General features: G+C 64.1%; 26 protein-coding genes. 20 read left to right on the forward strand and 6 right to left on the reverse strand.

The window, feature by feature from the left end; translation table 11 throughout:
• The first annotated feature begins 93 nt into the window (after positions 1-93).
• From leuB to RSO41_RS16220, 15 genes are all read left to right on the forward strand, one after another.
• Positions 94-1,173, forward strand: a complete 1,080-nt coding sequence (gene leuB / locus RSO41_RS16150) for a 3-isopropylmalate dehydrogenase (protein ID WP_315620243.1) — start codon at positions 94-96, stop codon at positions 1,171-1,173.
• A 198-nt stretch (positions 1,174-1,371) separates the two neighbouring features.
• On the forward strand, positions 1,372-2,484 hold the full coding sequence (gene asd, locus RSO41_RS16155) for an aspartate-semialdehyde dehydrogenase (RefSeq protein WP_315620244.1): 1,113 nt from the start codon (positions 1,372-1,374) through the stop codon (positions 2,482-2,484).
• A gap of 20 nt (positions 2,485-2,504) precedes the next feature.
• Positions 2,505-2,678 (forward strand): hypothetical protein, encoded by a 174-nt coding sequence (locus RSO41_RS16160; protein WP_315620245.1) that lies wholly within the window; start codon positions 2,505-2,507, stop codon positions 2,676-2,678.
• A gap of 7 nt (positions 2,679-2,685) precedes the next feature.
• Positions 2,686-3,618: a tRNA pseudouridine(38-40) synthase TruA gene (truA, locus tag RSO41_RS16165; protein ID WP_315620246.1), complete on the forward strand. Its 933-nt coding sequence runs from the start codon at positions 2,686-2,688 to the stop codon at positions 3,616-3,618.
• Positions 3,611-4,252, forward strand: a complete 642-nt coding sequence (locus RSO41_RS16170; RefSeq protein ID WP_315620247.1) for a phosphoribosylanthranilate isomerase — start codon at positions 3,611-3,613, stop codon at positions 4,250-4,252. Before truA ends, RSO41_RS16170 begins: the two co-directional genes overlap by 8 nt.
• Positions 4,253-4,302: 50 nt before the next feature.
• Entirely contained in the window at positions 4,303-5,517 is a 1,215-nt protein-coding gene (trpB, locus tag RSO41_RS16175) for a tryptophan synthase subunit beta (RefSeq protein ID WP_315620248.1), read from the forward strand.
• Between the two features lie 9 nt (positions 5,518-5,526).
• Complete coding sequence (trpA, locus tag RSO41_RS16180) at positions 5,527-6,345, forward strand: tryptophan synthase subunit alpha (RefSeq protein ID WP_315620249.1); 819 nt, start codon at positions 5,527-5,529, stop codon at positions 6,343-6,345.
• Positions 6,346-6,423: 78 nt separating this feature from the next.
• Positions 6,424-7,464: an acetyl-CoA carboxylase, carboxyltransferase subunit beta gene (accD, locus tag RSO41_RS16185; protein ID WP_315620250.1), complete on the forward strand. Its 1,041-nt coding sequence runs from the start codon at positions 6,424-6,426 to the stop codon at positions 7,462-7,464.
• A 10-nt stretch (positions 7,465-7,474) separates the two neighbouring features.
• Complete coding sequence (folC, locus tag RSO41_RS16190; protein WP_315620251.1) at positions 7,475-8,773, forward strand: bifunctional tetrahydrofolate synthase/dihydrofolate synthase; 1,299 nt, start codon at positions 7,475-7,477, stop codon at positions 8,771-8,773.
• A gap of 1 nt (position 8,774) precedes the next feature.
• The gene (locus RSO41_RS16195) at positions 8,775-9,476 is read left to right on the forward strand and encodes an SPOR domain-containing protein (protein ID WP_315620252.1); all 702 of its coding nucleotides are present in this window, start codon (positions 8,775-8,777) and stop codon (positions 9,474-9,476) included.
• Positions 9,477-9,481: 5 nt separating this feature from the next.
• Positions 9,482-10,057 carry a CvpA family protein gene (locus RSO41_RS16200; RefSeq protein ID WP_315620253.1) on the forward strand — a complete coding sequence of 192 codons (576 nt, stop codon included), beginning with the start codon at positions 9,482-9,484 and terminating at the stop codon, positions 10,055-10,057.
• Positions 10,058-10,118: 61 nt separating this feature from the next.
• A complete protein-coding gene (gene purF, locus RSO41_RS16205; RefSeq protein WP_315620254.1) occupies positions 10,119-11,636 on the forward strand; it encodes an amidophosphoribosyltransferase in 1,518 nt (505 codons plus the stop codon).
• Between the two features lie 10 nt (positions 11,637-11,646).
• Positions 11,647-12,870, forward strand: coding sequence for an O-succinylhomoserine sulfhydrylase (locus RSO41_RS16210; RefSeq protein ID WP_315620255.1), 1,224 nt, complete (start codon positions 11,647-11,649; stop codon positions 12,868-12,870).
• 83 nt (positions 12,871-12,953) lie between these two features.
• On the forward strand, positions 12,954-13,508 hold the full coding sequence (locus RSO41_RS16215) for a cytochrome b (protein WP_315620256.1): 555 nt from the start codon (positions 12,954-12,956) through the stop codon (positions 13,506-13,508).
• A 24-nt stretch (positions 13,509-13,532) separates the two neighbouring features.
• On the forward strand, positions 13,533-14,117 hold the full coding sequence (locus RSO41_RS16220) for a YceI family protein (RefSeq protein ID WP_315620257.1): 585 nt from the start codon (positions 13,533-13,535) through the stop codon (positions 14,115-14,117).
• 128 nt (positions 14,118-14,245) lie between these two features.
• On the opposite strand, the gene RSO41_RS16225 is transcribed toward RSO41_RS16220, so the two are convergent.
• Positions 14,246-15,037, reverse strand: coding sequence for a 2OG-Fe dioxygenase family protein (locus tag RSO41_RS16225; RefSeq protein ID WP_315620258.1), 792 nt, complete (start codon positions 15,035-15,037; stop codon positions 14,246-14,248).
• 277 nt (positions 15,038-15,314) lie between these two features.
• Here RSO41_RS16225 and RSO41_RS16230 point away from each other — a divergent pair, with 277 nt between their 5' ends.
• The 3 genes from RSO41_RS16230 (at position 15,315) to RSO41_RS16240 (ending at position 20,015) form a co-directional block, all read left to right on the forward strand.
• Positions 15,315-17,135, forward strand: coding sequence for a putative bifunctional diguanylate cyclase/phosphodiesterase (locus RSO41_RS16230; RefSeq protein WP_315620259.1), 1,821 nt, complete (start codon positions 15,315-15,317; stop codon positions 17,133-17,135).
• A 136-nt stretch (positions 17,136-17,271) separates the two neighbouring features.
• Positions 17,272-18,558 carry an MATE family efflux transporter gene (locus RSO41_RS16235; protein WP_315620304.1) on the forward strand — a complete coding sequence of 429 codons (1,287 nt, stop codon included), beginning with the start codon at positions 17,272-17,274 and terminating at the stop codon, positions 18,556-18,558.
• A 197-nt stretch (positions 18,559-18,755) separates the two neighbouring features.
• The gene (locus RSO41_RS16240) at positions 18,756-20,015 is read left to right on the forward strand and encodes a D-amino acid dehydrogenase (protein ID WP_315620260.1); all 1,260 of its coding nucleotides are present in this window, start codon (positions 18,756-18,758) and stop codon (positions 20,013-20,015) included.
• 114 nt (positions 20,016-20,129) lie between these two features.
• Here the strand turns inward: RSO41_RS16240 and RSO41_RS16245 are convergent, their stop codons facing one another.
• From RSO41_RS16245 to phhA, 3 genes are all read right to left on the reverse strand, one after another.
• A complete protein-coding gene (locus RSO41_RS16245; protein ID WP_315620261.1) occupies positions 20,130-21,320 on the reverse strand; it encodes an amino acid aminotransferase in 1,191 nt (396 codons plus the stop codon).
• Entirely contained in the window at positions 21,321-21,659 is a 339-nt protein-coding gene (locus RSO41_RS16250) for a 4a-hydroxytetrahydrobiopterin dehydratase (protein ID WP_315620262.1), read from the reverse strand.
• Positions 21,660-21,874: 215 nt separating this feature from the next.
• Positions 21,875-22,705 carry a phenylalanine 4-monooxygenase gene (phhA, locus tag RSO41_RS16255; protein ID WP_315620263.1) on the reverse strand — a complete coding sequence of 277 codons (831 nt, stop codon included), beginning with the start codon at positions 22,703-22,705 and terminating at the stop codon, positions 21,875-21,877.
• A 290-nt stretch (positions 22,706-22,995) separates the two neighbouring features.
• Between phhA and RSO41_RS16260 the strand changes: the two genes are divergently transcribed.
• Complete coding sequence (locus tag RSO41_RS16260) at positions 22,996-24,561, forward strand: sigma-54-dependent transcriptional regulator (RefSeq protein WP_315620264.1); 1,566 nt, start codon at positions 22,996-22,998, stop codon at positions 24,559-24,561.
• Positions 24,558-25,163, forward strand: a complete 606-nt coding sequence (locus RSO41_RS16265; RefSeq protein ID WP_315620265.1) for a hypothetical protein — start codon at positions 24,558-24,560, stop codon at positions 25,161-25,163. Before RSO41_RS16260 ends, RSO41_RS16265 begins: the two co-directional genes overlap by 4 nt.
• Positions 25,164-25,201: 38 nt before the next feature.
• On the opposite strand, the gene RSO41_RS16270 is transcribed toward RSO41_RS16265, so the two are convergent.
• Together RSO41_RS16270 and RSO41_RS16275 are read right to left on the reverse strand one after the other, a co-directional pair.
• Positions 25,202-26,116 carry a sensor domain-containing diguanylate cyclase gene (locus RSO41_RS16270; RefSeq protein WP_315620266.1) on the reverse strand — a complete coding sequence of 305 codons (915 nt, stop codon included), beginning with the start codon at positions 26,114-26,116 and terminating at the stop codon, positions 25,202-25,204.
• A 369-nt stretch (positions 26,117-26,485) separates the two neighbouring features.
• Positions 26,486-26,679 (reverse strand): class I SAM-dependent methyltransferase (locus tag RSO41_RS16275; protein WP_315620267.1); only part of this gene is annotated, 194 nt, incomplete at its 5' end.

Genomic DNA, 26,679 nt, shown 5'->3' on the forward strand with positions numbered 1-26,679 from the left:
GGCTTACGGCTTACGGCTTACGGCTTACGGCTTACGGCTTACGGCTTACGGCTTACGGCTTACGGCTTACGGCTTACAAAGAAGGATTGATGGATGACACGCAAGATTCTGGTTCTCCCGGGCGACGGCATCGGCCCGGAAATCACCGCCCAGGCCAGCCGGGTGCTGGCCGCCTGCCAGTCGCGCGGCCTGGACGTCGAGGTCGAGGAGGCCCCGGTCGGCGGCACCGCCTATGACCTCGAGGGCTCGCCGCTGCCGGAGAGCACCCTGGCCAGGGCTCGGGCCGCCGACGCCGTGCTGCTGGGTGCGGTGGGGGGGCCCAAGTGGGACAAGCTGGACGATATCAGCAAGCGCCCCGAGAAGGGCCTGCTGGGTCTGCGCAAGGAGCTCGGGCTGTTCGGCAACCTGCGTCCGGCGTTGCTGTATCCGCAGCTGGCCGAGGCCTCCAGCCTCAAGCCCGAGCTGGTCTCCGGGCTGGACATCATGATCGTGCGCGAGCTCACCGGCGGCATCTACTTCGGCCAGCCGCGGGGCATCGAGGAGCGCGACGGTCAGCGGGTCGGCTACAACACCTACATCTACTCCGAGGCAGAGATCGAGCGCATCGGCCGGGTCGCCTTCGAGATGGCCCGAAAGCGCAACAAGAAGCTCTGCTCGGTGGACAAGGCCAACGTGCTCGAGGTCACCATGCTGTGGCGCGAGGTCATGGAGCGGCTGGCGCCGGAATACCCGGACGTCGAGCTGTCGCACATGTACGTCGACAACGCCGCCATGCAGTTGGTGCGCGCGCCCAAGCAGTTCGACGTGGTGGTCACCGGCAACATGTTCGGTGACATCCTTTCCGATGCGGCGGCCATGCTCACCGGCTCCATCGGCATGCTGCCCTCGGCTTCGCTCAACGAGAGTGGGCAGGGCATGTACGAGCCCTGCCATGGCAGTGCACCGGACATTGCCGGTCAGGGTCTGGCCAACCCCCTCGCGACCATCCTTTCGGTGGCCATGATGCTGCGTTACTCGCTGGGAGAGGCGGCGCTGGCCGAGCGTATCGAGGCGGCCGTCGGCAAGGTGCTGGACGACGGCCTGAGAACCGCCGATATTGCCGCCGAAGGTGAGCCGAGAGTGTCCACCGCCGAGATGGGCGATGCCGTGCTGGCGGCCTTCGAAGCTCAATAGGGATGATGGGTGAGGCGTGAGGGGTGAGGGGTGAGGGGTGAGGAGTGAGGAGTGAGGAGTGAGGCGTAAGGGCCAAGGAAAGCCATATGGCCCATGGCGCCAGGCTTTCAGGGGGTCCTTGCTCCTCGGGCCTTGCCCCTCGGCGCTCGGGGTTGCTTCCTGTATACTCATGAGTTCACTTTTTCTGGAGGACTTCACATGTTGAAAGTCGGTTTCGTCGGATGGCGTGGCATGGTGGGCTCCGTGCTCATGCAGCGCATGGTGGAAGACGGAGACTTCAACGGTATCGAGCCGATCTTCTTTACCACCTCCCAGGCCGGTCAGCCCGGCCCCGACGTCGGCGTGGACGTGCCTCCGCTGAAGGACGCCTTCGATCTGGAGGCACTGAAGGCCCTGGATGTGATCGTCACCTGCCAGGGCGGCGACTACACCAAGAAGGTCTTTGATGACCTGCGCGGTGGCGGCTGGAAGGGCTACTGGATCGACGCCGCCAGCACCCTGCGCATGGCGGATGACGCCACCATCGTGCTGGACCCGGTCAACCGCAAGGTGATCGACGAACAGCTGGCGCATGGTGCCAGGACCTTCACCGGGGGTAACTGTACCGTCAGCCTGATGATGATGGGCCTGGGCGGCCTGTTCGAGGCCGATATGGTCGAGTGGATGACGTCCATGACCTATCAGGCGGCTTCCGGTTCCGGTGCCAAGCACATGCGCGAGCTGCTCAACCAGATGGGCACGCTGCGCGACAGTGTGGCCGACGAGCTGGCCGATCCCGGCAGTGCCATCCTCGATATCGATCGCAAGGTCACCGCGGCCATGCGCGGCGGCGACTTCCCGGTCGACAACTTCGGTGCGCCGCTGGCCGGCAGCCTGTTGCCCTGGATCGACTCCAAGCTCGACAACGGCCAGAGTCGTGAAGAGTGGAAGGGCTCGGTGGAGACCAACAAGATTCTCGGTCGGCAGGACAACCCCGTGCCCATCGACGGGCTCTGCGTGCGCATCGGCGCCATGCGCTCGCATAGCCAGGCCTTTACCATCAAGCTCAAGCAGGATGTGCCGCTCGACGAGATCGAGGAGCGCATCGCGACCCACAACGACTGGGTCAAGCTGATCCCCAACGACAAGGATGCCTCCAACGACGGTCTGACGCCGGCCGCTGCGACCGGTACCCTGACCGTGCCGGTGGGGCGCCTGCGCAAGCTGGCCATGGGGGGCGAGTATCTCTCCGCCTTCAGCGTCGGCGACCAACTGCTGTGGGGCGCCGCCGAGCCGCTCAAGCGGATGCTGAAGATCCTGCGCGAGCAGTAACGCGCCAGGCGGCGGCGCCCGTGGGCCCTGCCGTCGTGAGTGTCCAGGGGCGCCTCGGTAGAGGCGCCCCTGGTGCGTTGCGCGACCCGATCCTCGGCCGGGTGGCGTTCGTCCTGTTCGACAGGGATAATGCCGAGGCATCATCCATGCCGCCGCCGGTCCTGGCCGGCGCGCTTCGCCACCCACCGACCTGACAGCGCCATGAGTCTCTTTCAACGCCTCGACGAGCACCATCCCTTGACCGGCCGCCTGGCCATGGCCGTGGAGTATGACGGCAGCCAGTACTGTGGTTGGCAGTGGCTCAAGCATTCGGCCTCGGTGCAGGCGTCGCTCGAGAAGGCGCTCGCTCGGGTGGCCAGCGCACCGGTCAGGGTGCATGCCAGTGGCCGTACCGATTCCGGTGTCCACGCGACCCGGCAGATCGTGCATTTCGACCCGCCTGCATCGCGTTCCGAAAAGGCCTGGGTGTTCGGTGCCAACGCCAATCTGCCGCGCGATATCGCCGTGCGCTGGGTCACGCAGGTGGACGATGAATTCCATGCTCGACGCACGGCGCTGGCACGGCGTTATCGCTATGTATTGCTCAACCAGCCCAGTCGTCCCGTGCTGGAGCGGGCCAACGTCACCTGGTGCCGCGATCCGCTGAATGCCGAGGCGATGCACGAAGCGGCCCAGGTACTGGTCGGCGAGCACGATTTCTCGAGCTTTCGCGCCGCCGGTTGCCAGTCGAAGTCCCCCTGGCGGCACCTGCATTTCATCGAGGTGCATCGCCATGGCCCTCTGGTGGTCATCGACGTTCAAGGCAATGCCTTCCTGCACCACATGATCCGCAACATCGCCGGTGCCCTGGTGACGGTCGGGCGAGGCGAGCAGGGAACCGACTATCTGGATCGCCTGCTGGCCCTCAAGGATCGTACTCTGGGTGATGTGACGGCACCGGCCTGTGGCCTGCATTTCGTCGATTCGCTTTATGACCCGGGCTGGGCATTGCCTCGAGAACCCCTGGGGCCGAATCTGCTGGCCTTTCTGGGCGAGTGGACCGGCGAACGTCCTCTGCCGGACAGCCCGCGTCCCGAGCTACGTCAGGGGCGGTTCAAGGCCGAAGCCCGGGTCGAGGAGGGCGATCATGCGTGATCATGCCACGCCCATCGGGCGAACCCGAGTCAAGTTCTGTGGCCTGAGCCGGGCCGAGGACGTGGACACCGCCGTGGCGCTGGGTGCCGACGCCCTGGGATTCGTGCTCTGGCCCGGCAGCAAGCGGGCCATCGAACTCGAGCGTCTGGTGGCGCTCGCCGAACGGGTGCCGGCATTCGTCACCCGGGTGGGGCTGTTCGTCGATCCCGAGCCGGCCGAGGTGGAGAGGGCGGCCGAGCACCTCGATCTGCTGCAGTTCCATGGCGACGAGTCGCCGGTACATTGCGCGGCCTCGGGGCGACCCTGGATCAAGGCGCTGCGCATGCGTGATGGCCTGGATCTGGAGGCGGCCGCTCGCGACTATGCCGGGGCCAGAGCGCTGCTGCTGGATGCCTATCGGCCCGGCGTGCCCGGCGGAACCGGCAAGACATTCGACTGGTCGCGGATACCCGCAAGGCTGGCAAAACCTGTTATCCTCGCCGGAGGCCTCACGCCGGCCAATGTGGCCGAGGCCATCGCGACGGTGGCGCCCTTCGCGGTGGATGTTTCCGGCGGTATTGAAGCTTCCCCGGGCGTCAAGGACGCCGGCCTGATGGCTGATTTTCTCCAGGCGGTGCGGCGTACCGATGCTTGATCCTGAAACTCCCAATCCACCCCTTCTGGCGACCCTGTGAGGTGTCCTTCGTGAGCAAGTTCAGTGACCTGACCCGACTGCCGGATGAACGTGGCCACTTTGGCCCCTATGGTGGCCGGTTCGTTTCGGAGACCCTGAGCTTCGCCCTGGAAGATCTGGAGAAGACTTATCGACGTCTTCGTGAAGATCCGGCGTTCCAGGCGGAATTCGACTACGACCTGGCCCACTACGTGGGACGTCCTTCCCCCCTCTATCATGCCGAGCGATGGTCCAGGCAGCTCGGGGGTGCCCAGGTCTGGCTCAAGCGCGAAGACCTCAATCACACCGGCGCCCACAAGGTGAACAACACCATCGGTCAGGCTCTGCTGGCCAAGAAGAGCGGAAAGCCCAGGGTCATCGCCGAAACCGGCGCGGGTCAGCACGGTGTTGCCACGGCCACCGTGGCCGCTCGCCTGGGGTTGTCGTGCGAGATCTACATGGGGGCCGAGGATGTCGAACGTCAGAAGCTCAATGTCTATCGCATGCGGCTGCTGGGCGCCGAGGTCATACCGGTGGAGTCCGGCACCCGGACCCTCAAGGACGCCATGAACGAGGCGTTGCGCGACTGGGTGACCAATGTCGACGATACCTTCTACATCATCGGTACCGTGGCGGGGCCGCATCCCTATCCGATGCTGGTGCGCGATTTCAATGCCGTGGTCGGTCGCGAGGCGCGGCGACAGTCGGTCGAGGAATTCGGCCGCCTTCCCGATGCCCTGGTCGCCTGCGTAGGTGGCGGCTCCAATGCCATGGGTCTGTTCTATCCCTTTGCCGAGGATGACGAGGTCGCCATGTACGGCGTCGAGGCCGGTGGAGATGGCGTGGCCACAGGGCGCCATGCGGCACCGTTGACCTCCGGGGCGCCGCGTGGCGTCCTGCATGGCAATCGTACCTACCTGATGTCCGATGAGGGTGGGCAGGTATCCGATACCCATTCGATCTCGGCGGGGCTCGACTATCCCGGCGTCGGGCCGGAGCATGCCTTGTGGAAGGATGCGGGGCGGGTCGAGTATGTCGCGGCTGATGACACGGAAGTGCTCGAAGCCTTCCGCGAGCTGACGCATGTGGAGGGCATCATGCCGGCGCTGGAGTCGGCCCATGCCCTGGCCTATGCCAAGCGGCTGGCGCCGACCATGCGATCCGATCAGCATATCGTGGTCAACCTCTCCGGACGTGGCGACAAGGACATCATGACTGTCGCCAAGCTCGACGGCATCGAATTCTGAGGAAGCCTGATGAACCGTATCGATCAACGTTTCGCCGATCTCAAGGCACAGGGCCGCCGTGCGCTGATTCCCTACATTACCGCCGGCGATCCCGCGCCGGTGCACACGGTGGGCTTCATGCACGCCCTGGTGCGTGCCGGTGCCGATATCATCGAGCTGGGCGTCCCCTTTTCCGATCCCATGGCCGATGGCCCGGTGATCCAGAAGGCCTGCGAGCGTGCGCTGCGCCACGACGTGCGTCTGGGGCATCTGTTCGAGATGGTCCGCGAGTTTCGCCGTGACGACGCCGAGACGCCGGTGGTGCTGATGGGCTATCTCAATCCCGTGGAGCGACTCGGCTTCGAGGCCTTCGCCGATCAGGCCAGTGCAGCCGGTGTCGACGGCGTGCTGCTCGTCGACATGCCGCCGGAAGAGGCGGACCTGCTTGGCCCCGTACTCGAAGAGCGGGGACTGTCCTCGATCTTCCTGGTGGCCCCTACCACCTCCCGTGCCCGGGCCGCTACAATATGCGCTCATGGCGAGGGATATCTCTACTATGTCTCGCTCAAGGGCGTGACCGGTGGTGCCGCCGCTGATGCCGACGACATCGCGGCCCATCTGGCGCCGTTGCGCGAGATGACCGACTTGCCACTGTGCGTCGGCTTCGGCATTCGCGATGGTGCCTCGGCCGCCGCCGTCGGTCGTGTGGCCGATGGGGTGATCGTCGGCAGTGCCCTGGTCAGTCGCATCGCCGAGAATGCCGAACGGCCCGAGGTCATTCCTGCCGCCCTGGAGGCGGTACTGGGTGAGATGCGCCAGGCACTGGATGCCCAGACACAGCACGCCTAGTGGCAGCCGGGGCTGCCAACCGATTCGATTCGGCCCCCGCAAGGCGGGGGCGACAGCACAAAGGGAAGCGATTCTGACATGAGCTGGCTAGACAAGATCGTGCCCTCGGTGGGGCGCATTCAGCGCAAGGAGCGGCGTACGAGCGTCCCCGACGGCCTGTGGCGAAAGTGCCCCAAGTGCGAGTCGGTGCTTTATCTGCCGGAGCTCGAGAAGCACCATAACGTCTGCCCCAAGTGTGATCATCACTTGCGCCTGACGGCGCGCAAGCGACTGGACTGGTTTCTCGACAAGGAAGGGCGCGAGGAGATTGCGGCCGACCTCGAACCTGTCGATCGCCTGAAGTTCCGCGATTCCAAGAAATACAAGGACCGTCTCAGTGCGGCTCAGAAGGCCACCGGCGAAAAGGACGGCCTGGTCGCCATGCGTGGTTCCCTTGAGGGACTGCCGGTAGTGGCCGTGGCCTTCGAGTTCACCTTCATGGGGGGCTCGATGGGCGCCGTGGTGGGCGAGAAGTTCGTGCGCGCCGCGACCCAGGCCCTGGACGAGGGCATTCCGCTGGTCTGTTTCGCTGCCTCGGGGGGCGCGCGCATGCAGGAAGCGCTGTTCTCGCTGATGCAGATGGCCAAGACGTCCGCCGCCCTGGAGAAACTCAAGCAGGCCGGCGTCCCCTACATTTCAGTGCTTACCGACCCGGTATTCGGTGGCGTGTCGGCGTCATTGGCCATGCTCGGCGATCTCAATGTCGCCGAGCCCAACGCTCTGATCGGGTTCGCCGGCCCCAGGGTCATCGAGCAGACGGTCCGTGAGCAGTTGCCCGAAGGCTTCCAGCGCAGCGAGTTCCTGCTCGAGCACGGGGCCGTGGACATGATCGTCCATCGTCAGGACATTCGCGAGCGGCTTGGTGGCGTGCTGCGCAAGCTGACCCATCAGCCGGCCAGCGGACCGGCAGAGCTTGAAAACGGGGAGCCGGATCTCGTCGACGCGGCGGAGCAGGCTGAACAGCAGCACGAGGAAGTCGCGACGGAGCAAACGGCGGAACCCGAGGGGCCGGCCGATGAGCGAACGGAGTCGAACCACGAAGATACCGACGAGTCGCCACGCTCTGACGACAAGCGGTGAGCTCGACGACATGCACGATGATTCTCCCACTCCGCTCGATGCCTGGCTGAGGCGGCTGGAAGCCGCTCATCCGGTAGACATCGACCTCGGCCTCGAACGGGTGGATGAGGTCGCTCGTCGCATGGGGCTGTTCGATGGCCCGGTCGCGGGGCGGGTGATCACTGTGGCCGGCACCAATGGCAAGGGGTCCACCGTGGCCATGCTCGATGCGCTGGCCCGGGCTCATGGCCTTTCGACGGCCACGTATACCTCCCCCCACTTACTGCGCTACAACGAGCGCCTGTGCCTGGATGGACACGAGGCCGATGATGCCACTCTGATCGCTGGTTTCGAAGCGGTGGAGGCTGCCCGCCTCGCTGGCGAGCCCATCAGCCTGACCTACTTCGAGGTCGGGACCCTGGGGGCCTTGCATGCCATCCGCGCCCATGCTCCCGAGCTGGCAATTCTCGAAGTGGGCCTCGGCGGTCGCCTTGATGCGGTGAACATCCTCGATGCCGATGTGGCGGTAGTAACGACCATCGCCCGGGATCACGCCGCCTTCCTCGGCGACGACCTCGAGGATATCGGTCGTGAGAAGGCCGGCATCATGCGACCCGGTCGACCCGCCGTGCTGGGATCACGCGAGCTGCCGGCCAGTGTGCGCGCTACTGCCGAGTTACTGCCGGCCCCGGTGCATGCCCTGGGCGAAAGCTATGGCGTCGAACGCGGCGCGGAAGCCTGGCGCTGGTGGGGGGAAGAGCGAGTGCTCGAACGCCTGCCGGAGCCCGGTCTGCCACTGGACAACGCCGCCACCGCCTTGACGGCCTTGCAACTGGCCGGCACCGAACTCGACGAGACGGCCTGCCGACGGGCCCTGGCGAGTGTCGCTCTGCCCGGTCGCATGCAGTGGCACGGCGCCTGGTGCCTGGACGTGGGCCACAATCCCCAGGCGGCGGCGCATGTGGCCGGGCGGCTGGCCGAGCATCCTGTCGAGGGACGAACCTTCGCGCTGATCGGCATGCTGGGCGACAAGGATGCCGATGGCGTGATCAAGGCGTTGGCGCCGTCGATCGATGCCTGGTTGCCGGTCACGCTCGAGGGCCCGCGGGCACGCCATGCCGATGAACTGGCGGGCCATCTCGAGGCGCTCGGCCAGAAGGTCGTGCATCGCGAAGCCTCGCCGGCACGCGGGGCGGCCTGGCTGGAGTCACGCCTCACGCCGGGGGACCGTGTGCTGGTCTGTGGCTCCTTCTTCACCGTGGGCGATGTGCTGGCGGCCTGGGCGGCGCGGGCACAGACTGAAACGGATGATGGTCCATCGAGGGAATGACATGAAATACGGTATGCGCGAGCGGGTCAGTGGCGCCCTGATTCTGATTGCCCTGGCGGTGATCTTCGTCCCCTTGTTGTTCGACGAGCCGGCGCCGCGGGAGGAGCGTCCCGAACCGGTACTGACCATCGAGCAGCCGATCGATGTCGAGCATCGTGATCTCGAGGAACCTGTGCCACCGGAAAGCCTGGATGCGGATCGCCTCGCAGACGATTCCCAAGGGGCGTCGACGAATACCGAAACCGAAGTGACGAGTGAGCCGGTGGAAAGCGTGGTGAGTGAGGGTGGTGGCGCGAGTCGGGAATCGGCGTCGGACGCAGCCGTCCAGGCAGAAGAACGTCAGGTCGAAGAGGCCCAGGCGGTGAACGAGAACGGTGACGGCCCGAGTGGGCAGGCGTCAACGGCCGAGCAGGCCGATGATCCCATCGCCGAACTGGCTCGAGCCGCCGATGAGCGTCAGGCCGAGGCCACGCCAGGTGGTGACTGGGCGGTCCAGGTCGGGAGCTTTGGTCAGGTGGACAACGCCGAGCGTTTGCAGGCACGTCTGAAAGATCAGGGTTATCCTGCCTATCGGCGCGCGCGTGACAATGACTTGACCACGGTGTATGTCGGCCCCTATGACAGCTCGGAAGTGGCCGAGAACGTGATGGGCAAGCTCAAGGCCGGGCTCAATCTGCAGGGCCTGCTGGTGAGGGTCGAGTGAACGAAATGGCGCTGACCTGGCTCGATTGGCTGTGCATCGCCGTGCTGGCCGTGACCACCTTGACGGGCCTGTTCCGTGGGCTGATCCGCGAAGCCCTGGGGCTCGCTTCCTGGGTAGTCGCGTTGCTGGCGGCACGCTGGTTTTCCGCACCGGTTGCCGATGTGTTCTCGGGTATGATCGAGAGTCCCGATGGGCGCCTGGTCCTGGCGTTCGTGCTGGTGGTATTCGTCGTCATTCTGGCCTGTGGTCTGATCATCCGGCTGATGCATGCGGCGGTGGAATGGGTCGGCATGGGCCTGTTCAATCGGGTGGCCGGTGCTGCTTTCGGATTGGCCAAGGGAGCGGCGGTGCTGGTACTGGCGACCATTTTGATTGGCCTGACGCCATTGGCGCAGCTTCAGGCCTGGGAACAGGCCGCATTGCGTCCCGACCTGGAGCGGTTACGCGGGTGGGCGGTAGGGCATGTGCTGGCCTGGGAGGGCCAACTGCCGACCTCGGCATCGCCCCTGGAGTCGTTGTCCGCGCCGGGCGACGCGGAGCCGGCGCCGGAAAAGGCGGATGATACCGGCATGATGGAATAGTCTGGATTGCAGGGGTGGTGAACGACCACCCTTTTACTTACGGCAAGCGAGGTAAGCAGTAATGTGCGGGATCGTGGGCCTGATGGCCAAGCAGGCGGTAAACCAGGGGATCTATGATGCCCTGACGGTGCTGCAGCACCGCGGCCAGGATGCCGCCGGCATGATGACCTGGAATGAGGGACGCTTCCTGCTGCGCAAGAGCAACGGTCTGGTACGGGATGTCTTCCATACCCGTCACATGGCGCGTCTCAAGGGCAACCTGGGGATCGGTCATGTGCGGTACCCCACTGCCGGTTCCTCCAGCGAGGCGGAGTCGCAGCCGTTCTATGTCAACTCGCCCTATGGCATCACGCTGGCCCACAATGGCAACCTGACCAATTCCGACCAGCTCAAGCAGGAACTGTTTTCCTCCGACCTGCGCCACATCAACACCAGTTCGGATTCCGAGGTGTTGCTCAATGTCTTTGCCCATGAGCTCGGCAAGCAGGGACCGCACCTGGCGCCGGGCGATATCTTCGATGCCGTGCGCCGCGTGCATCGCCGCTGCCAGGGAGGCTATGCGGCCGTGGCGATCATCAATGGTGTAGGCATGGTGGCGTTCCGCGACCCCAACGGAATTCGCCCGGTGGTCTTCGGCTCTCGTGATGAAGGCGAGGGCCAGGAGGTGATGATCGCTTCCGAGTCGGTGGCGCTCGACGTCGGCGGCTTCGAGCTGCATCGCGACCTGGCGCCCGGCGAGGCGATCTTCGTCGATATGGACGGCAGCATTCATACCGAGAGCTGCGCGGATCAACCCCGCCTCGCGCCATGCATCTTCGAGCACGTCTACCTGGCGCGCCCCGACACCCTGCTCGACGGCGCCTATGTCTACGGCACGCGCATGGCCATGGGGCGCAAGCTCGGCGATCGCATCCAGCAGGAGTGGCCGGATCACGATATCGACGTGGTGATCCCGATCCCCGATACCTCGCGGACCTCGGCCCTGGAGCTGGCCCAGCATCTGGGGGTGACCTATCGCGAAGGTTTCATGAAGAATCGCTATATCGGTCGGACCTTCATCATGCCGGGTCAGACGCAGCGCAAGAAGTCGGTACGCCAGAAGCTCAATGCCATCGATATCGAGTTTCAGGGCAAGAACGTACTGCTGGTCGACGATTCCATCGTACGGGGTACGACCTGCCGCCAGATCATTCAGATGGCTCGCGAGGCCGGCGCCCGCAAGGTCTATTTTGCCTCGGCAGCGCCGCCGGTTCGCTATCCCAATGTCTACGGCATCGACATGCCGGCCGCCAGCGAATTGATCGCCCACGGTCGCAGCGAGGCCGAGGTCGGTGAACTGATTGGTGCGGATCGGATGATCTATCAGGATCTGGATGACCTGAAAGACGCATGTCGCGAGGTGAATCCGGCGCTGGGTGACTTCGACTGCTCGGTCTTCGACGGCCGCTACATCACCGGCGATATCGATGATGCCTATCTGGCCGAACTCGAGGCGATGCGCAACGACGAGGCCAAGGCCACGAGTGCCGGTGACCATGCGCTGGTCGGCATGCATAATCAGGAAGATGACATCGACTGAGGGATGCGCCATGCATGATGACGACCAGATCGGTGGTGACTGGGGCCTGTCCACCCTGGCGGTGCGCGCCGGTCACCGACGCACCGCCGAGCAGGAACACAGCGAGCCGATATTTCCGACGTCCAGTTTCGTCTACGGCAGCGCCGCCGAGGCGGCACGCAAGTTCGGCGGCGAGGAACCGGGCAATATCTACTCTCGCTTCACCAATCCCACGGTACATACCTTCGAGCGCCGCCTGGCCGCGCTGGAAGGCGGGGAGCGCTGTGTGGCCACGGCCTCTGGCATGTCGGCGATTCTCGCCACGGCGCTGGCGCTGCTTTCCGCCGGCGACGAGATCGTCGCCTCGCGCTCCCTGTTCGGCTCCACGGTCAGTCTGTTCGATAAATACCTGGGCAAACTGGGGATCACCACACGATACGTCGAACTGTCGAACCTGGAGGAGTGGGAGGCGGCGCTGACGCCGGCCACCAAGCTGCTGTTTGCGGAGACACCGTCCAACCCGCTGTCCGAGGTGGTCGATATCGCCGCCTTGTCCGACATTGCCCGCCGTCATGGCGCCTGGCTCGCCATCGACAACTGCTTTCTTACGCCGGCACTGCAGCGCCCGCTGGCGCTGGGTGCGGACCTGGTGATCCACTCGGCCACCAAGTACCTGGATGGCCAGGGGCGGGCGGTTGGCGGTGCCGTGGTCGGCCCCGACAAGGCGCTCGAGGAAGTCTATGGCGTGGTGCGCACCTGTGGCCCGTGCCTGAGCCCCTTCAATGCCTGGATATTCACCAAGGGACTCGAGACGCTCGGCCTGCGCATGCAGGCCCACTGTGCCAGCGCCTTGGCACTGGCCGAATGGCTGGACGGTCATCCGGCGGTAGAGCGGGTCCATTACAGTGGCCTGAAGACGCATGCGCAGCATGAGCTGGCCGCACGCCAGCAATCGGCGTTCGGTGCCGTGCTCGGCTTTGAGGTCAAGGGCGGACGCGAGGGCGCCTGGTCGGTGATCGATGCGACTCGGCTGCTGTCGATCACCGGTAACCTCGGCGATGCCAAGACCACCATCACGCATCCCGGCACCACGACCCATGGGCGTCTGTCGGAGGCACAGAAGGCATCGGCCGGGATCCGCGAAGGCTTGATTCGTGTGGCGGTGGGCCTCGAGGATCTCGAGGACATTCGGCAGGACCTGGCTCGCGGACTGGATGCCCTGGACCGGGACATGTCGAATGGTTTTTCCGAATGAAGCGTTCGTCTATTTTCAGCGGACCGGATGGGTGGCGCATCGTATAGTGACGCTCATGTCATGACGTTTCGGGATGATTGCGCATGTGGGGTAACTCGCGTTTCGGTTGGGGGCTCGTCAGCATCCTGCTGCACTGGTTGAGTGCGCTGGCCATCGTGGGCCTCTTCGTGCTGGGCTGGTGGATGACGGGGCTGGACTACTATGACAGCTGGTACAACCTGGCACCCTGGTGGCACCGCGGCGTGGGCATGCTGTTGTTGTTCGCGACCCTGGGCCGACTGGTCTGGCGCCTCTTGCAGCCCACGCCGGCCGCGCGAGGGCACCGGCTGGAACGCCTGGCCGCCCATGTCGGGCATATCCTGCTCTATTGCCTCATGCTGCTGGTACTGGTGAGCGGCTATCTGATTTCCACTGCCGAAGGCGACAGTATCGATGTCTTCGGCTGGTTCAGGGTGCCGGCGCTGGTCACCGGGTTGCCCGATCAGGCGACGCTGGCGGGGACGGTCCACTGGTATGCCGCCTGGGCACTGATCGTGCTGGCGGCGGGCCATGCCCTGGCGGCCTTCAAGCATCATCTGATCGATCGTCACGATGTTCTCGTGCGCATGCTGTTGCCGCGCTACACTCGCCGTCACTGAAGACTGAAGAAGGAGAACGACACGATGTTCAAGAAGACCGCGCTGACTGCCGCCCTGGCGACTGCCTCACTGGTGCCGCTGGCCCAGGCCCAGGCCGCCGACTACACCATCGACACCGAAGGCCAACATGCCTTCATTCAGTTCAAGATCAGCCATCTGGGCTTCTCCTATATCCTCGGTTCCTTCGAGGAGTTCTCCGGGGGCTTCAGCTACGATCCGGAAAACCCCGGTGAGTCCGCGGCAAGTGTCGAGGTGGATGTGACCAGCCTGACCACCAATCACGCCGAACGCGACAAGCACATCAAGAGCGAGGATTTCCTCGACGCTGGCGAGTACCCCACGGCCACCTTCACGTCCACCGACTTCGAGCCTACCGGCGAGAACGAGGGCGTGTTGACCGGTGATCTGACGCTGCATGGCGAGACCAACGAAATCGAGATGCCGGTCACCCTGCTCGGCGAGGGTGAAGATCCCTGGGGGAACTATCGTGCCGGCTTCGAGGGCAGCACGACCTTGACGCTTGCCGATTACGGCGTCGACATGTCGAGTTTCCCCGAACCGATGCATGAGCTCGAGTTATATGTGACGTTCGAGGGGATTCGTCAGTGAGCTGACGTTCGCCGATGACGCGTCGCATGACGGCAAGACGGTGAAGGACACGACACCCCCGGCCAATGCCGGGGGTGTCGTTCGTCAGGGGATGGCGACGAACGCCGCCATCCGGTTGGAGAGGCTCATCATGCCTCGTTGAGCACGGCGTCCGGGAAGTGGCGCCGCAGGATGTGGTTCTGGAACGGGTCCACGAACCGGCTGTTGATGATGATGATGAACCGCTCGAAGGGCTCTTCGGTATCCTGTTGCGTGATGGCATCCACGCTGTGGTAGAGCCTGTCGTCACGCAGGTGCAGGATGTCGCCCGGGTCGAGCGTTGCATCGGCGACCGGTCGGGTACCGGCCTTGTCGACATAGAGGTGGTTGTCGGCACCGGTCACGTTGTGACGGCTGACCACCATGATGCTCAATGCCTTGCATCCGTCGGCGTGGATGCCCTGGCCCTGGAGCGGATCGACCTGACCCTCTCCCCTGACACCAGTGATCTGCATCAGGATCGGCTCGTTTGCCTGGAGATCCCAGAGCCTGGCCCAGGCACGCACGAAGGCCTTGACGTCGGGACGCTGCAGAAAGGTCTCGGTCAAGGGCGCATAGTAGCGCAGCCGGTCGGCCATGCTTTCCGCATCGTTGAAGGCGCCACCCTGTGCCATGGGGCAGGACCCCATGTCCCGGACGTCACCGGCTTGGTCGAGGGTCAGCCACGACATGCGCTTCCAGCGCTGATTGACGTAGGGATCCCTCGGCAGATCCGAGGTGAAGGTCTGCCAGGCAGGCAGGTCCAGGCGATCCCGAAGGTCGGTCATCGCCCAGTCCTGGTAGGCCAGTTGCGAAGTGACCTCGGACGACCAGTAATCGCCGAGGGGATCCGGTGGCATGGCCGTGTTGTCGAATCCGTACTTTAGGGTATCGAGTTTCATGAAATGACTCCTTTCCTTAGGGCGGTATTGCCCGAGTCGTTGCCGGAGGATTCCAGGCAACAGTAAGGAAAGGAGAAGAAATGTAACCAAATGTCAAAGGGTCGGGCGGATTCCGTACTCCGAACGCGATTGCCCCTGTATTTCGGGACGAGTATCGCGATGATGAAGGTTGAACTTTCGTGACATCGATGACAGTTTGCACCATGCTCGGTCATAGATGTCGCATGAGGTTTCTCAGACTCCATGCCGGCTTTTTCCCACAGCAACGAGGATGGACATGGTCGGTCGCACTTCGCGTCTGCGATGGTGGTTGAGTCGCATAGGGAGGATAGGTCGAGGTCATGTATCCAGGCATCATGCCGACCCGGCGTCGCCGGATGATGTGGAACGTGTCAGACGCCAGTATCAGGAAAGTGAACAGCGCTTCCGGGCACTGCTCGAAAGCCTCCCTCGGGTCGCGGTACAGGGCTATGATCGGGACCGTCGTGTCATCTACTGGAACGAGGCCAGCACGACGCTGTACGGTTACACTGCCGACGAGGCGAGTGGTCAGCTGCTCGAGGATCTGATCATTCCCGACGAGATGCGTGAAGGGGTGATCGAGGCCCACCGTGCCTGGATCACGGAGGGCAGGGAGATACCGGCCGAGGAAATTGAACTCGAGCACCACAGCGGTGAACGGGTACCGGTATTTTCCCACCATGTGATGCTCGGTGAACACACCGAGTCTCCCCTGATGTTCTGTGTCGATGTCGATCTGTCCGACCAGAAGCGCGCGCATCGCGACCTGGCTTTCGTCACCCATTACGATGCTCTGACCCACCTGCCCAACCGTCATGCGTTCGAAGCCGAGCTTGAAGAGGCACTGGAAGGCTGCCTGCGTCGACGCGCTGGCCTGGCGGTAATCTATCTCGATATCGACCGGTTTTCCGAGATCAACGACGCCCTGGGCTATGACCAGGGGGACCGCGTGCTGGTCGAGCTGGCCCGGCGCCTGGGGCAGGAGCAGCGTTTGACCGATCTGATGTCCCGGGTCGCCAGCGATGAATTCGTGCTGGCCTTTCCAGGGGTCAACCAGCGCGAAGATGTCTGCCGCCTCGTCGGCAAGGTACAGCAGGCCCTGCGCCTCGCATTCGCGATAGATAGCGGCGAGCGCCGGGTCACGGCGGCGCTCGGGGTCAGCCTGTTTCCCGAAAATGGCTTGAGTGCCCGGGAATTGATCCGCAACGCCGATGTGGCCAAGAACCGGGCCAAGCTAGATGGTCCGGGTGGTTTGCAGTTCTTCCAGCAGCAGCACCATGACGAACTGGTCCGTCAGCAGCGTCTGGTCGAGCAGCTCGAACAGGCCATCGAGCATCGTGAACTGAGCCTGCATTACCAGCCGCAGGTCTCCGTGGCCAGCGGCCGTATCGAGAACCTCGAGGCGCTGCTGCGCTGGCAACCCCGTGATGCCGATACTTTCGTGTCGCCGGGGGAGTTCATCCCGCTGGCGGAGCGCTCGGGTCTGATCCACCGGCTGGGTGATTGGGTCATGGAGGAGGCCTGCCGCCAACAGGCGGCCTGGCGCAGGGCGGGCTTCACGGCGTCGCGTGTCGACATCAATCTATCGGGCCGCCAGATGTTGCGACCGGACACCTTGTCGCGTTTCGAGGCGTGCCTGGAACGATATGGCCTGACACCCCGTGATGTGGGTATCGAGTTGACCGAGAATGTCCTTATCGAGGCCGCCCCCATGGTGCTGGAAGATCTGAGGCGCCTTTACCATCGGGGGGTGCGGATTGCCATCGATGACTTCGGTACCGGTTATTCCTCGCTGAGCTATCTCAAGCACTTTCCGGTCACGGCCCTCAAGGTCGATCGGGCTTTCATGCGTGATGCCCCCAAGCAACCCGAAGACCGGGCCATCATGGAAGCGGCTATCTTCATCGGCCATCGTCTGGGGCTGGAAGTCGTGGCCGAAGGTGTCGAGAACGCCGAACAGCTTGCCCTGATACGCGAGATGCATTGCGACCTGGCCCAGGGGTATTTCTTCCATCATCCCATGCCGGCCTCGGACATCCAGGTGCTGCTCGATGGCACCGCGGGGTGGGCCAGGTAGGGGAGGGACACCACGACGGCCATCGAGATGGCGTAGAATGGGTCTTTTGCATGGACGATCCGGAGTCATCGTGAGTCATACCGATACGACCCCCACACCGTCGCTGGGCGTGACGTTATGGCGTCAGACCTGGCCGATGGCCATTGGCGTGCTCTCCCTGCTCGGTTTCCAACTGGTCGACAGCGCCTTCATCGCGCGACTGGGTACGGCCCCGCTGGCGGCGCAGTCCTTCACCTTTCCACTGAGCTTTCTGATCATCGGTGTTCAGGTAGGAATGGGCATTGCCATTGCCGCCCTGATATCGCGTGCCCTGGGGGCGGGTGAGGTGGCCAGGGCGAGACGCCTGGGTAGCCTGGTGCTATTGAGCGGCACCAGTGTGATTGCACTGTTGGCCCTGGTGTTGTGGTGGGCCCAGGCGCCCATCTTCCTGCGGCTCGGGGCGGAGCCCGAGTCATTGGCGTTGATTCGGGCCTACTGGGACCCTCAACTCCTGGCGGCTTGGCTGGGAGCCTGCCTGTATTTCGGTTACAGCCTGTTTCGTGCCCATGGCAATACGCGTTTGCCGGGCGTGCTGATGGTGACGACCAGCCTGGCCAACCTGGTGCTGGATCCCTTGCTGATCTTCGGGTTGGGAGCCTGGCCCGGCCTGGGATTGCCCGGGGCGGCCTTGGCGACGGTGCTGGCTTTCGCCCTGGGGCTGATGATACTGGGCTGGCGACTGGTCGGGAGAAACTGGCTGTCGAGTCAGGGGCTCCTGGGCGAGTGGCGTGTTTCGTTGCGGCCCTTCGCCGGTATCGCCGGGCCCGCGATGGTCAGCCAGCTGATGCCGCCTTTGGCGGCGATGCTTGCCATCTCGGCGGTGGCAAGCCTGGGCGAGGCCCAGGTGGCTGCCTGGGGGCTGGCCAGTCGGTTGGAGACCGTATCCCTGATGGTGGTGTTGGCCATGACGATGTCGTTACCGCCCTGGTTGGGCCGTTGTTACGGCGCCGGGGATTGGGCGCAGATACATCGTCTGCTACGGCTGGCCTTGCGGGTCGTGGTGGTCTGGCAGTTGGCATTGGGGCTGGTCCTGGCCGTGGCCTCACCCTGGGTGGCCCAGGCGTTGTCGGGTAACCCCGACGTGCGCGGGGACCTGGCCACACTGGTGCGATTCATGCTGCCGAGCTATGCGGCCCTGGGGGTCTGCATGCTGGTGGTGTCCGCCGGCAATGCCCTTGGCTGGCCACTGCGTGCCATGCTGATGTCCGCGGCGCGACTGTTCGTGTTCTATCTGCCTTGCCTATGGGGGGGCGCCTGGCTGGCCGGTCTGACGGGGCTGGCGATCGGCGCGGCTCTGGGGAACCTGCTGGCCGGCCTGGCGGCATGGGGATTGCTGCGTCGGGTGCTCGCCAGCCCACGGCGCATGGCGACAGAATCCGTGTAGTTTTTTACCCTAAAATATATTTGTTTATCGTTTTTATAGTCTGCTGTAAAAATAATATTTGATTTTTTATAGTACATATATAGGTGAAAACAGAATAAATGACTTGAGCATCATCCTTATACTGCTCTCCCGAGGCGCCGAGGTGACATCCGGGCGCGTCTCGTTCATGGCAACAAGCACAAACGAAGGGGGAGAGCATGAAGGTACTGATTCTCGGCAGCGGCGTGGTCGGCGTCACCAGCGCCTACTATCTGGCCCGTCAGGGTCATGAGGTCACTGTGGCGGATCGTCAGTCCGCGCCGGCCATGGAGACCAGTTACGGCAATGCCGGCCAGGTGTCCTTCGGTTTCTCCTCGCCCTGGGCCGCGCCGGGCATTCCTCAGAAGGCGGTGAAGTGGATGTTTCAGGAACATGCGCCGCTGAAGGTCCAGCCGCGCATGGATCCGACCATGGCCCGCTTCATGATGAAGATGTTCGGCAACTGCAACGCCGAGCGCTATGCGGTGAACAAGGAGCGCATGGTGCGCATCGCCGAGCACAGCCGGGCCTGCATCAATGCCCTGCGCGACGAGACCGGCATCCGCTACGAGGACCGCCAGCGCGGCTTGCTGCAGTTGTTCCGCCATGACAGCCAGGTCGAGGCCGTGGCCAAGGACATGAAGGTCCTCGAACAGTGCGGTGTGCGTCACCGGTTGCTCGGGGCCGAGGAGATCACCGCGGTGGAACCGGCGCTGGCCCGGGTGCCCGGCAAGTTCGTCGGCGGTTTGCACCTGCCGGACGACCAGACCGGCGATTGCCACCTGTTCACCAATCGCCTGGCCGACTACTGCCGCGAGCGCCTGGGCGTCGAGTTCCGCTTCAACGTCGATATCCAGCGCATTCGCCGCGGCAATGCCGGCATCGAGGGCGTGCTCACCAGCGCTGGCGAGATGACGGCCGATGCCTACGTGGTCTGCCTGGGCAGTTACTCGCCGCATCTGGTCAAGGACCTGGACATCCGCCTGCCGATCTACCCGGTCAAGGGTTACAGCCTGACCGTGCCGGTGGTCGACGACGGCGGGGCCCCCCAGTCCACGGTGATGGACGAGACCTACAAGGTGGCCATCTCGCGCTTCGACGACCGCATCCGGGTGGGTGGCACCGCCGAGCTGGCCGGCCACGACCTGAGCCTGCCGGAAAAGCGCCGGGCGACCATCGACATGGTGGTGCGCGATGTCTTCCCCGAGGGCGGCGATGTCGACCGCGCCGAGTTCTGGAGCGGGCTGCGGCCGATGACGCCGGATTCCACACCGATCGTTGGGGCCACCCGCTACGACAACCTGTGGCTCAACACCGGGCACGGGACCCTGGGCTGGACCATGAGCTGCGGCAGTGCCCAGCTGCTGTCAGATCTGATGGCGGCCGAATCGCCGCGCATCGACCCGCAGGGGCTCGACGTCTCGCGCTACGCCGCCTGACGCACCGGCGGCGCCTCGTCCACCGTCACGGCCCGCGGTTTTGCCGCGGGCCGTCGTCGTGGGGGGCTTGCCGTCAGGCCCGAGCGTCGTGTCACCGAACGTTGATGGACGTTCTCAGTCGTTGACCGCGGCGATCGCCTTGGCCAGGTAGGGCAGGTTCTCCTGGGAGAAACCGGCCACGTTGGCGCGGCCCGAGCGCACCATGTAGATGCTGAACTCGTCACGCAGGCGGTCGACCTGTTCCGGCGTCAGGCCGGTGTAGGAGAACATGCCGCGCTGCTCGGCCACGTGGGCATACTTCTGATCCAGGCCATAGGGTTTCAGGGCCTCGACGAACTCGCGACGCAGGGTATTGATGCGGTCGCGCATCTCGGTGAGCTCCTCGCGCCACACGCCGGTCAATTCGTCGGAGTGCAGGATCTCGGAGACGATGGCCCCGCCATGAGCCGGCGGATTGGAGTAGTTCTCCCGGGCGACGATGGCCACCTGAGAGCGCACGTTCTCCTTCTGCTCGGCGTCCTTGGCGACCATGATCAGGCAGCCGGTCCGCTCGCAGTAGATGCCGAAGTTCTTCGAGCAGGAACTGGTGATGATCACCTCGTCGAGGTTCTCGGCCAGCAGGCGCGGCGCAAAGGCGTCTTCGTCCAGGCCCTCGCCGAAGCCCTGGTAAGCGAAGTCGACCAGCGGCAGCAGCTTGCGCTCCTTGAGCACTTCCAGCACCTGTTGCCACTGGTCGCGGGACAGGTCGAAGCCGGTCGGATTGTGGCAGCAGGCGTGGAGCACCACCACGTCCCCCTCGGGGATCTGCTTCAGCGCCGTCAGCATGCCGTCGAAATCGAGACGATTCTCGGCGTCGACATAGGGGTATTTCTTCAGGGTGATGCCGGCTGCCGGGAAGATGCCCAGGTGGTTCGGCCAGGTCGGGTCGCTGACCCAGACGTCCTTGCCCGGCAACTGGGTGGCGATGAAGTCGGCCGCCAGGCGCAGGGCGCCGGTGCCGCCCGGGGATTGGGTGGCGCTGGCGCGGCCGGCCTCGAGCACCGGCGAGCCCTCGCCCAGTACCAGCGGCAGGATCACCTCGCCGTAGGCCGGATCGCCGTGAGAACCGATATAGGTCTTGGTGGACTCGTTCTTGAGCAGCAGGGCTTCGGCGTCCTTGACCGCGCGCATTACCGGGGTGTTGCCCTGGGCGTCGCGATAGACGCCGACGCCGAGATCGACCTTCTGGGGATTGGTGTCCTTCTTGAAGGCCTCGATGAGCCCGAGGATGGCATCCCCGGGAACCCGCTCAATTTGCTCGAACATTTACTTCGCTACCTCGTCGGTTCTGGCGGCTAGGATGAAATCGTTCTTGTGCAGACCCTTCATTTCGTGGGACCACCAGGTCACGGTGACCTTGCCCCATTCGGTCAGCAGCGCCGGGTGATGACCCGCCTGCTCGGCAATCTCGCCGACCTCGTTGGTGAATGCCAGGGCCTGCCGAAAGTTGCGGAACGTGAAGATCCGCTCCAGTTGCATGATGCCATCGCGCTCGACGATCTGCCACTCGGGGATGTCGCGGCGATACTGCTCGATCTCGCCCTCGGTGACGTGGGGGGCGTCCCAGCTGCAGGCCTCGCACTGCTGTTCGGAAAGCTCGCTCATGATGACTCCTGGTTATCGTTGGTCGTCGGGTGAAGCAGGGCTATCGCAGTTAGCGTTATCGCTCGGGGCTGATTCGTCGACAGGTCTGCGAGGGGGCGCTGTGAACCCCTCCCTGGGCGCTACCGACGCCATTCATGGCGTAGGACCCCCTCTTCGACCTGTCCCCGGCGCCCCTCGCCAGATCCAACTGCGATAGCCCTGGGGGGTTAAGGGGGTCAGGCGCTGGCGGCCTCCGCCGGCTTGGGCTTTGGCGGAAAGCGTGGCTCGAACAGGCCGAGTTCCATGGCGTCGTGGACCATGCCCATGATGTCGCGTTCTGACAAGTCATGCAGCGTTTCCAGGCCGTCCAGCACGTAGTAGAGCGGTTGAAGGATATCGATGCGATAGGGGGTGCGCAGGGCGTCCATGGGATCGAAGGGGGCATGGACCGGAGTGTCGGACAGGGCGTGCAGTGTCTCCTTGGGCGAGGAGATGATGCCGCCGCCATAGATGCGCCGCCCCTCGGGTGTATCGACCAGGCCGAATTCGACGGTCAGCCAGTACAAGCGTGCCAGATAAACGCGCTCCTTGGGTGTCGCGTCCAGTCCCAGTCGGCCGTAGGTGGCGGTGAACTCGGCGAAGGCCGGGTTGGTCAGCATCGGACAGTGGCCGAAGATCTCGTGAAAGATATCCGGTTCCTTGAGGTAGTCCATCTCTTCCGGGGCGCGGATGAAGGTGGCCACCGGGAAGCGTCGCGCGGCGAGCAGTTCGAAGAAGGTATCGAAGGGGATCAGTGCCGGCACCTGGGCGGTTTCCCAGCCGGTGGCCGGTCTGAGGACGCGGTCGATGTCGGCGAGCTGGGGGACATGGTCGACCGGCAACGCCAGGCGTTCGAGGCCATCCAGGTATTCCTGGCAGACACGGCCCTCGACCAGCGCGAGCTGTCGTTCCATGAGGGTCTGCCAGGTGGTGTTCTCGCGCTTCGACCAGGCGATGTGTCCGTCGTCGTCCGGCATGTGGACCCGGTAACCGGTCTTGCTGGTGATCTGGTCGTCGTGTGCCTTCATGAGGTCTCCCGCGGCGGATTGAGGTTGTTGTGGCCCAAGGGAATGGCGTGTCTTCGAGTCTAGGCACCGCGATGCCGGGAGGGCAGTGCTGCCAGTGGGTGATAAGCGTGCTGGCGAAACGGAAAGTGTAAGGAAAACGTTACGGTCGTTGGTGAGATGGGCCTGCCTGGTGGGGCAGCGTGGGATGTCGTGCGTTGTGATGGGTGAGCTGTCACGTTATCTTGACACTCGAGTCACGTCGTCCTGACGCCGAATGTCGCGTCGCCCGTTTTCCGACCGAAGAGACCCTCATGCGCTTGCGATTTCATTGCCAGAACCGGATCGGTATCCTGCGCGATATCGTTGCCCACTTTGCCGATTACGGGCTCAACGTGGCGCATGGCGAGGTCGGCGGAGAACACGGCAATGCCATCTACCTGCATGTGCCCAATCTGCTCAACGCCCAGCTCACGACCCTGAGACCCGAACTGGAACGGGTGCCCGGAGTGTTCGGCGTGCGCCGCGTCAGCCTGATGCCCAGCGAACGCCGTCATCTCGAGCTCGATGCACTCCTGTCGTCGCTCTCCGATCCGGTGATGTCCATCGACATGGAAGGGCATCTGGTGGCCGCCAATCGCGCAGCGGGCCAACTGCTGGGGGTGCGCATCGACGAGGTGCCGGGACTGTCGCTGGACCGTTATCTGCCCGACCTGGACTTGCCGGCACTGATCCGGCGCAACAATGCCCGTGTCAACGGGCTTCGGATTCGTCTGCATGACGCCACCTATCTTGCCGACATCGCGCCGCTGCATCGAGAGAACCTCGAGGATGTGGCCTCCTTGGCCGGCGCCGTAGTGACCCTGCATCGTGCCGACCGCATCGGCGAGCGCATCTACCAGGTACAGCGTCAGGAGTCGCGAGGATTCGAGTCGTTGTTTCAGTCGAGCCCTCGGCTCGAGGCCTTGATCCGTGAAGCACGACGCATGGCACCGCTGGACGCCCCCCTGTTGATCCAGGGGGAAACCGGTACCGGCAAGGAGCTGCTGGCCCGGGCCTGTCACCTGGCCAGCGCGCGAGGGCAGTCTCCCTTCATGGCGCTGAATTGTGCCGGGCTGCCGGAATCCATGGCCGAGACCGAGCTGTTCGGCTATGCCCCCGGGGCCTTCGAGGGCGCGCGGCCCGAGGGCAAGCTCGGCCTGCTGGAACTGACCGCCGGTGGCACCATCTTCCTCGATGAAGTGGGCGAGACCAGCCCGCGCATGCAGGTCAAGCTGCTGCGCTTCCTTCAGGACGGCGGGTTTCGTCGGGTCGGCAGCGACGAGGAGACCTATCTGGACGTGCGAGTGATCTGCGCCACCCAGCAGGATCTCCCCGGCCTGTGCAGTGCAGGTCGATTCCGTCAGGATCTGTATCATCGTCTCAATGTGCTCACCCTGACGGTGCCGCCCTTGCGTGACTGCCTGGATGGCATCGAGGCACTGGCTGGGCACTTTGTCGACAGGGCCGCACGGCAGATCGGTTGCCCGCTGCCGAACTTGTCGCCGGCCGCCGTGGCCCGGCTGACTGCCTATCACTGGCCGGGTAACGTGCGTCAGCTGGAGAATGTGCTCTTTCAGGCTGTCTCGCTGTGCGAAGGGGGAACCATCGAGCCCGGTCAATTGCGTCTTCCCGACGTCGGACAGGCGCCGGGTCTGGCCGGTATCGATCTGGACGGCTCGCTGGCCGATATTCTCGGTGAGGTCGAGCGCCGGATTCTGACGACCCTCTATCCTCAGAACCCGTCGAGTCGCCAGCTGGCGAAACGCCTGGGCGTCTCGCACACCACCATCGCCAACAAACTCAAGCGCCATGGTCTCGGTGGGGGAGATGGGACATGAATGTCATTCACCGGGGGCGACTGCCTCTGTGGCTGAAGATGGCCTTCACCCTGTGGATCCTGTTCTGGGCGCCGGCGGTGGCCGTCAAGGTCGGCATCCAGAACTATCTCTGGCTATGCAATCTGGCCAACTTCCTGTTGCTGGTGGGGCTGTGGGCCGAGAGCCGGTTGATCGTCTCCATGCAGTGGCTGGCCACCGCCCTGGTGGGCACTCTCTGGGGGCTGGATGCGGGTATCGCCTGGATTTCCGGCTGGCACCCCATCGGGGGTACCGAGTACATGTTCGACGCCGATACACCACGGGGAGTGAGATTGCTGTCGCTCTACCACCTGATCCTGCCGCTGGTCGCCGGTGCCGGGGTCGTGCGTCTGGGTTATGCGCCCCGGGCGTTCGTCTGGCAGGCCGCATTGACCTGGCTGGCGGTACCGGCCGCCTTTCTATTGACCGACCCCTGGCGCAACGTCAACTGGGTACATGGCCCTTTCGGGACTCCACAGGACCTGCTCGACCCTATCGTCTACCTGATCGGTCTGATGCTGGTCTGGCCAGTGCTGCTGTACCTGCCGGTTCATCTGGCGACGCAGTGGGCATCTCGACGATGAGCCGGCTTGCGTGATAGTGGCTGCACAGGCAGAAAGCATCAGCGGCTGGAAACGACCCGGTTGCGGCCTCCACGCTTGGCGGCATAGAGGCGTTCATCGGCACGCTCGAGCAGGACGTCGCGGGCGTCTCCGACCCGATGTTCGGCGATACCGATGCTGGCGGTCACGTTCCCCGCGCCGATGCCGAAGTCATGATCGGCGATGTGACGACGCAGTCGTTCGGCGAGCCGTTCGGCATTGCCTCGTGGCGTCAGGGGCAGCACGAGGGCGAACTCTTCCCCTCCCAGGCGCGCCATGAGGTCTTCCTCGCGCAACAGTCCCTGGGCGTGTTGCGCCAGACTCGCCAGCACATCATCGCCTTGCAGGTGGCCCCAGGTGTCGTTGATGTGCTTGAAGTGGTCCAGGTCGAGCATCATCAAGGAAAGCGGGATGGCATGTCGGTTGCTCAACGATATTTCCTCATCCAGACGCTTCAGCAGCTTGCGCCGGTTGGCCAGGCCGGTGAGAGGGTCGGTATCGGAGAGCTGGCGAAGGCGGTCTTCTTCGGCAACCTGCTCGCTGATGTCCAGCATCATGCCATGCCAGAGAACGCCGGACTCGACCTCTTCCGGCTGTGCTCGGACGGCGATCCAGCGACTCTGGCCGTCCTGCGTAGTCAGCCTGAACTTGCCCATGATCGGCGTTTGCCAGCGTACGGAACGCTCGATCGACGCCATCATGCGAGGGTAGTCGGTCTCGTCGAGGTGCTGGAGAGCAGGACTGGCATCCTCGGCGAGCTGTTCAGGAGCCACATCGAGAAGGCGCGTGCCGCTACCCACGAGGTAGGGGAAGTGCAGATGGCCATCTTCGCTACGATGCAGCTGAAAGAGCAGGCCGGGAAGCCGTTCAGCCAGTAACATCAGGGCGTGCGAGTCGGGGCATCGTGTATCGGGCATGACATCGGTGGGTGACATGCGGTAATCCTTGTGGTTCCTGCTGCGTACAGGTATAGGTGTCGTCATTCTTCTGTTGTTCGACGTGACGTCACACCCTTCCCCGAGAGCAGGAAATGGCGTCGAGCGCCAACCTCGGCCCGCCATGATACGCTGGGGGATTGCATCGAGCATCCCGCAACGGTTGTAGGATAAAGACTACAAAATATGCAATAGCGTGCATGGTGCCTGATGTGGAGTGACCGTATTCCGGCGGGTTCGTTCGTTGTAACGGTCGGCGATCTCGTGCCAGTGGGCGTCGAAGTTGGCCAGCCAGGCCATCAGGGGGCGGTCATAGTCGGCCCGGGGTTACGAGAGCGCCAGTCTTCATCATGTGCAGCGTGATGCGGGTCAGCGAGGGGCATCGTAGCGACCATCGCGTCGGTGTGAGTAGACGACCTGCCAGAGCTGCAGGTCCCGGGCTCGAAAGGCGCCGGCGCAGACCGAGAGATAATAACGGAACATCCGGCGGGTTCGTTCGTTGTAACGGTCGGCGATCTCGTGCCAGTGGGCGTCGAAGTTGGCCAGCCAGGCCATCAGGGACG

The sequence above is a fragment of the Halomonas sp. I1 genome (assembly GCF_032334135.1).
In the GTDB taxonomy this organism is placed as follows: Bacteria; Pseudomonadota; Gammaproteobacteria; order Pseudomonadales; family Halomonadaceae; genus Halomonas.

Coding starts and splice junctions, on each gene's coding strand:
- leuB (WP_315620243.1), top strand. CDS start 94: ATGACACGCAAGATTCTGGTTCTCCCGGGCGACGGCATCGGCCCGGAA.
- asd (WP_315620244.1), top strand. CDS start 1,372: ATGTTGAAAGTCGGTTTCGTCGGATGGCGTGGCATGGTGGGCTCCGTG.
- truA (WP_315620246.1), top strand. CDS start 2,686: ATGAGTCTCTTTCAACGCCTCGACGAGCACCATCCCTTGACCGGCCGC.
- RSO41_RS16170 (WP_315620247.1), top strand. CDS start 3,611: ATGCGTGATCATGCCACGCCCATCGGGCGAACCCGAGTCAAGTTCTGT.
- trpA (WP_315620249.1), top strand. CDS start 5,527: ATGAACCGTATCGATCAACGTTTCGCCGATCTCAAGGCACAGGGCCGC.
- accD (WP_315620250.1), top strand. CDS start 6,424: ATGAGCTGGCTAGACAAGATCGTGCCCTCGGTGGGGCGCATTCAGCGC.
- folC (WP_315620251.1), top strand. CDS start 7,475: ATGCACGATGATTCTCCCACTCCGCTCGATGCCTGGCTGAGGCGGCTG.
- RSO41_RS16195 (WP_315620252.1), top strand. CDS start 8,775: ATGAAATACGGTATGCGCGAGCGGGTCAGTGGCGCCCTGATTCTGATT.
- RSO41_RS16200 (WP_315620253.1), top strand. CDS start 9,482: ATGGCGCTGACCTGGCTCGATTGGCTGTGCATCGCCGTGCTGGCCGTG.
- purF (WP_315620254.1), top strand. CDS start 10,119: ATGTGCGGGATCGTGGGCCTGATGGCCAAGCAGGCGGTAAACCAGGGG.
- RSO41_RS16210 (WP_315620255.1), top strand. CDS start 11,647: ATGCATGATGACGACCAGATCGGTGGTGACTGGGGCCTGTCCACCCTG.
- RSO41_RS16215 (WP_315620256.1), top strand. CDS start 12,954: ATGTGGGGTAACTCGCGTTTCGGTTGGGGGCTCGTCAGCATCCTGCTG.
- RSO41_RS16220 (WP_315620257.1), top strand. CDS start 13,533: ATGTTCAAGAAGACCGCGCTGACTGCCGCCCTGGCGACTGCCTCACTG.
- RSO41_RS16225 (WP_315620258.1), bottom strand. CDS start 15,037: ATGAAACTCGATACCCTAAAGTACGGATTCGACAACACGGCCATGCCA.
- RSO41_RS16230 (WP_315620259.1), top strand. CDS start 15,315: ATGGTCGGTCGCACTTCGCGTCTGCGATGGTGGTTGAGTCGCATAGGG.
- RSO41_RS16235 (WP_315620304.1), top strand. CDS start 17,272: ATGGCCATTGGCGTGCTCTCCCTGCTCGGTTTCCAACTGGTCGACAGC.
- RSO41_RS16240 (WP_315620260.1), top strand. CDS start 18,756: ATGAAGGTACTGATTCTCGGCAGCGGCGTGGTCGGCGTCACCAGCGCC.
- RSO41_RS16245 (WP_315620261.1), bottom strand. CDS start 21,320: ATGTTCGAGCAAATTGAGCGGGTTCCCGGGGATGCCATCCTCGGGCTC.
- RSO41_RS16250 (WP_315620262.1), bottom strand. CDS start 21,659: ATGAGCGAGCTTTCCGAACAGCAGTGCGAGGCCTGCAGCTGGGACGCC.
- phhA (WP_315620263.1), bottom strand. CDS start 22,705: ATGAAGGCACACGACGACCAGATCACCAGCAAGACCGGTTACCGGGTC.
- RSO41_RS16260 (WP_315620264.1), top strand. CDS start 22,996: ATGCGCTTGCGATTTCATTGCCAGAACCGGATCGGTATCCTGCGCGAT.
- RSO41_RS16265 (WP_315620265.1), top strand. CDS start 24,558: ATGAATGTCATTCACCGGGGGCGACTGCCTCTGTGGCTGAAGATGGCC.
- RSO41_RS16270 (WP_315620266.1), bottom strand. CDS start 26,116: ATGTCACCCACCGATGTCATGCCCGATACACGATGCCCCGACTCGCAC.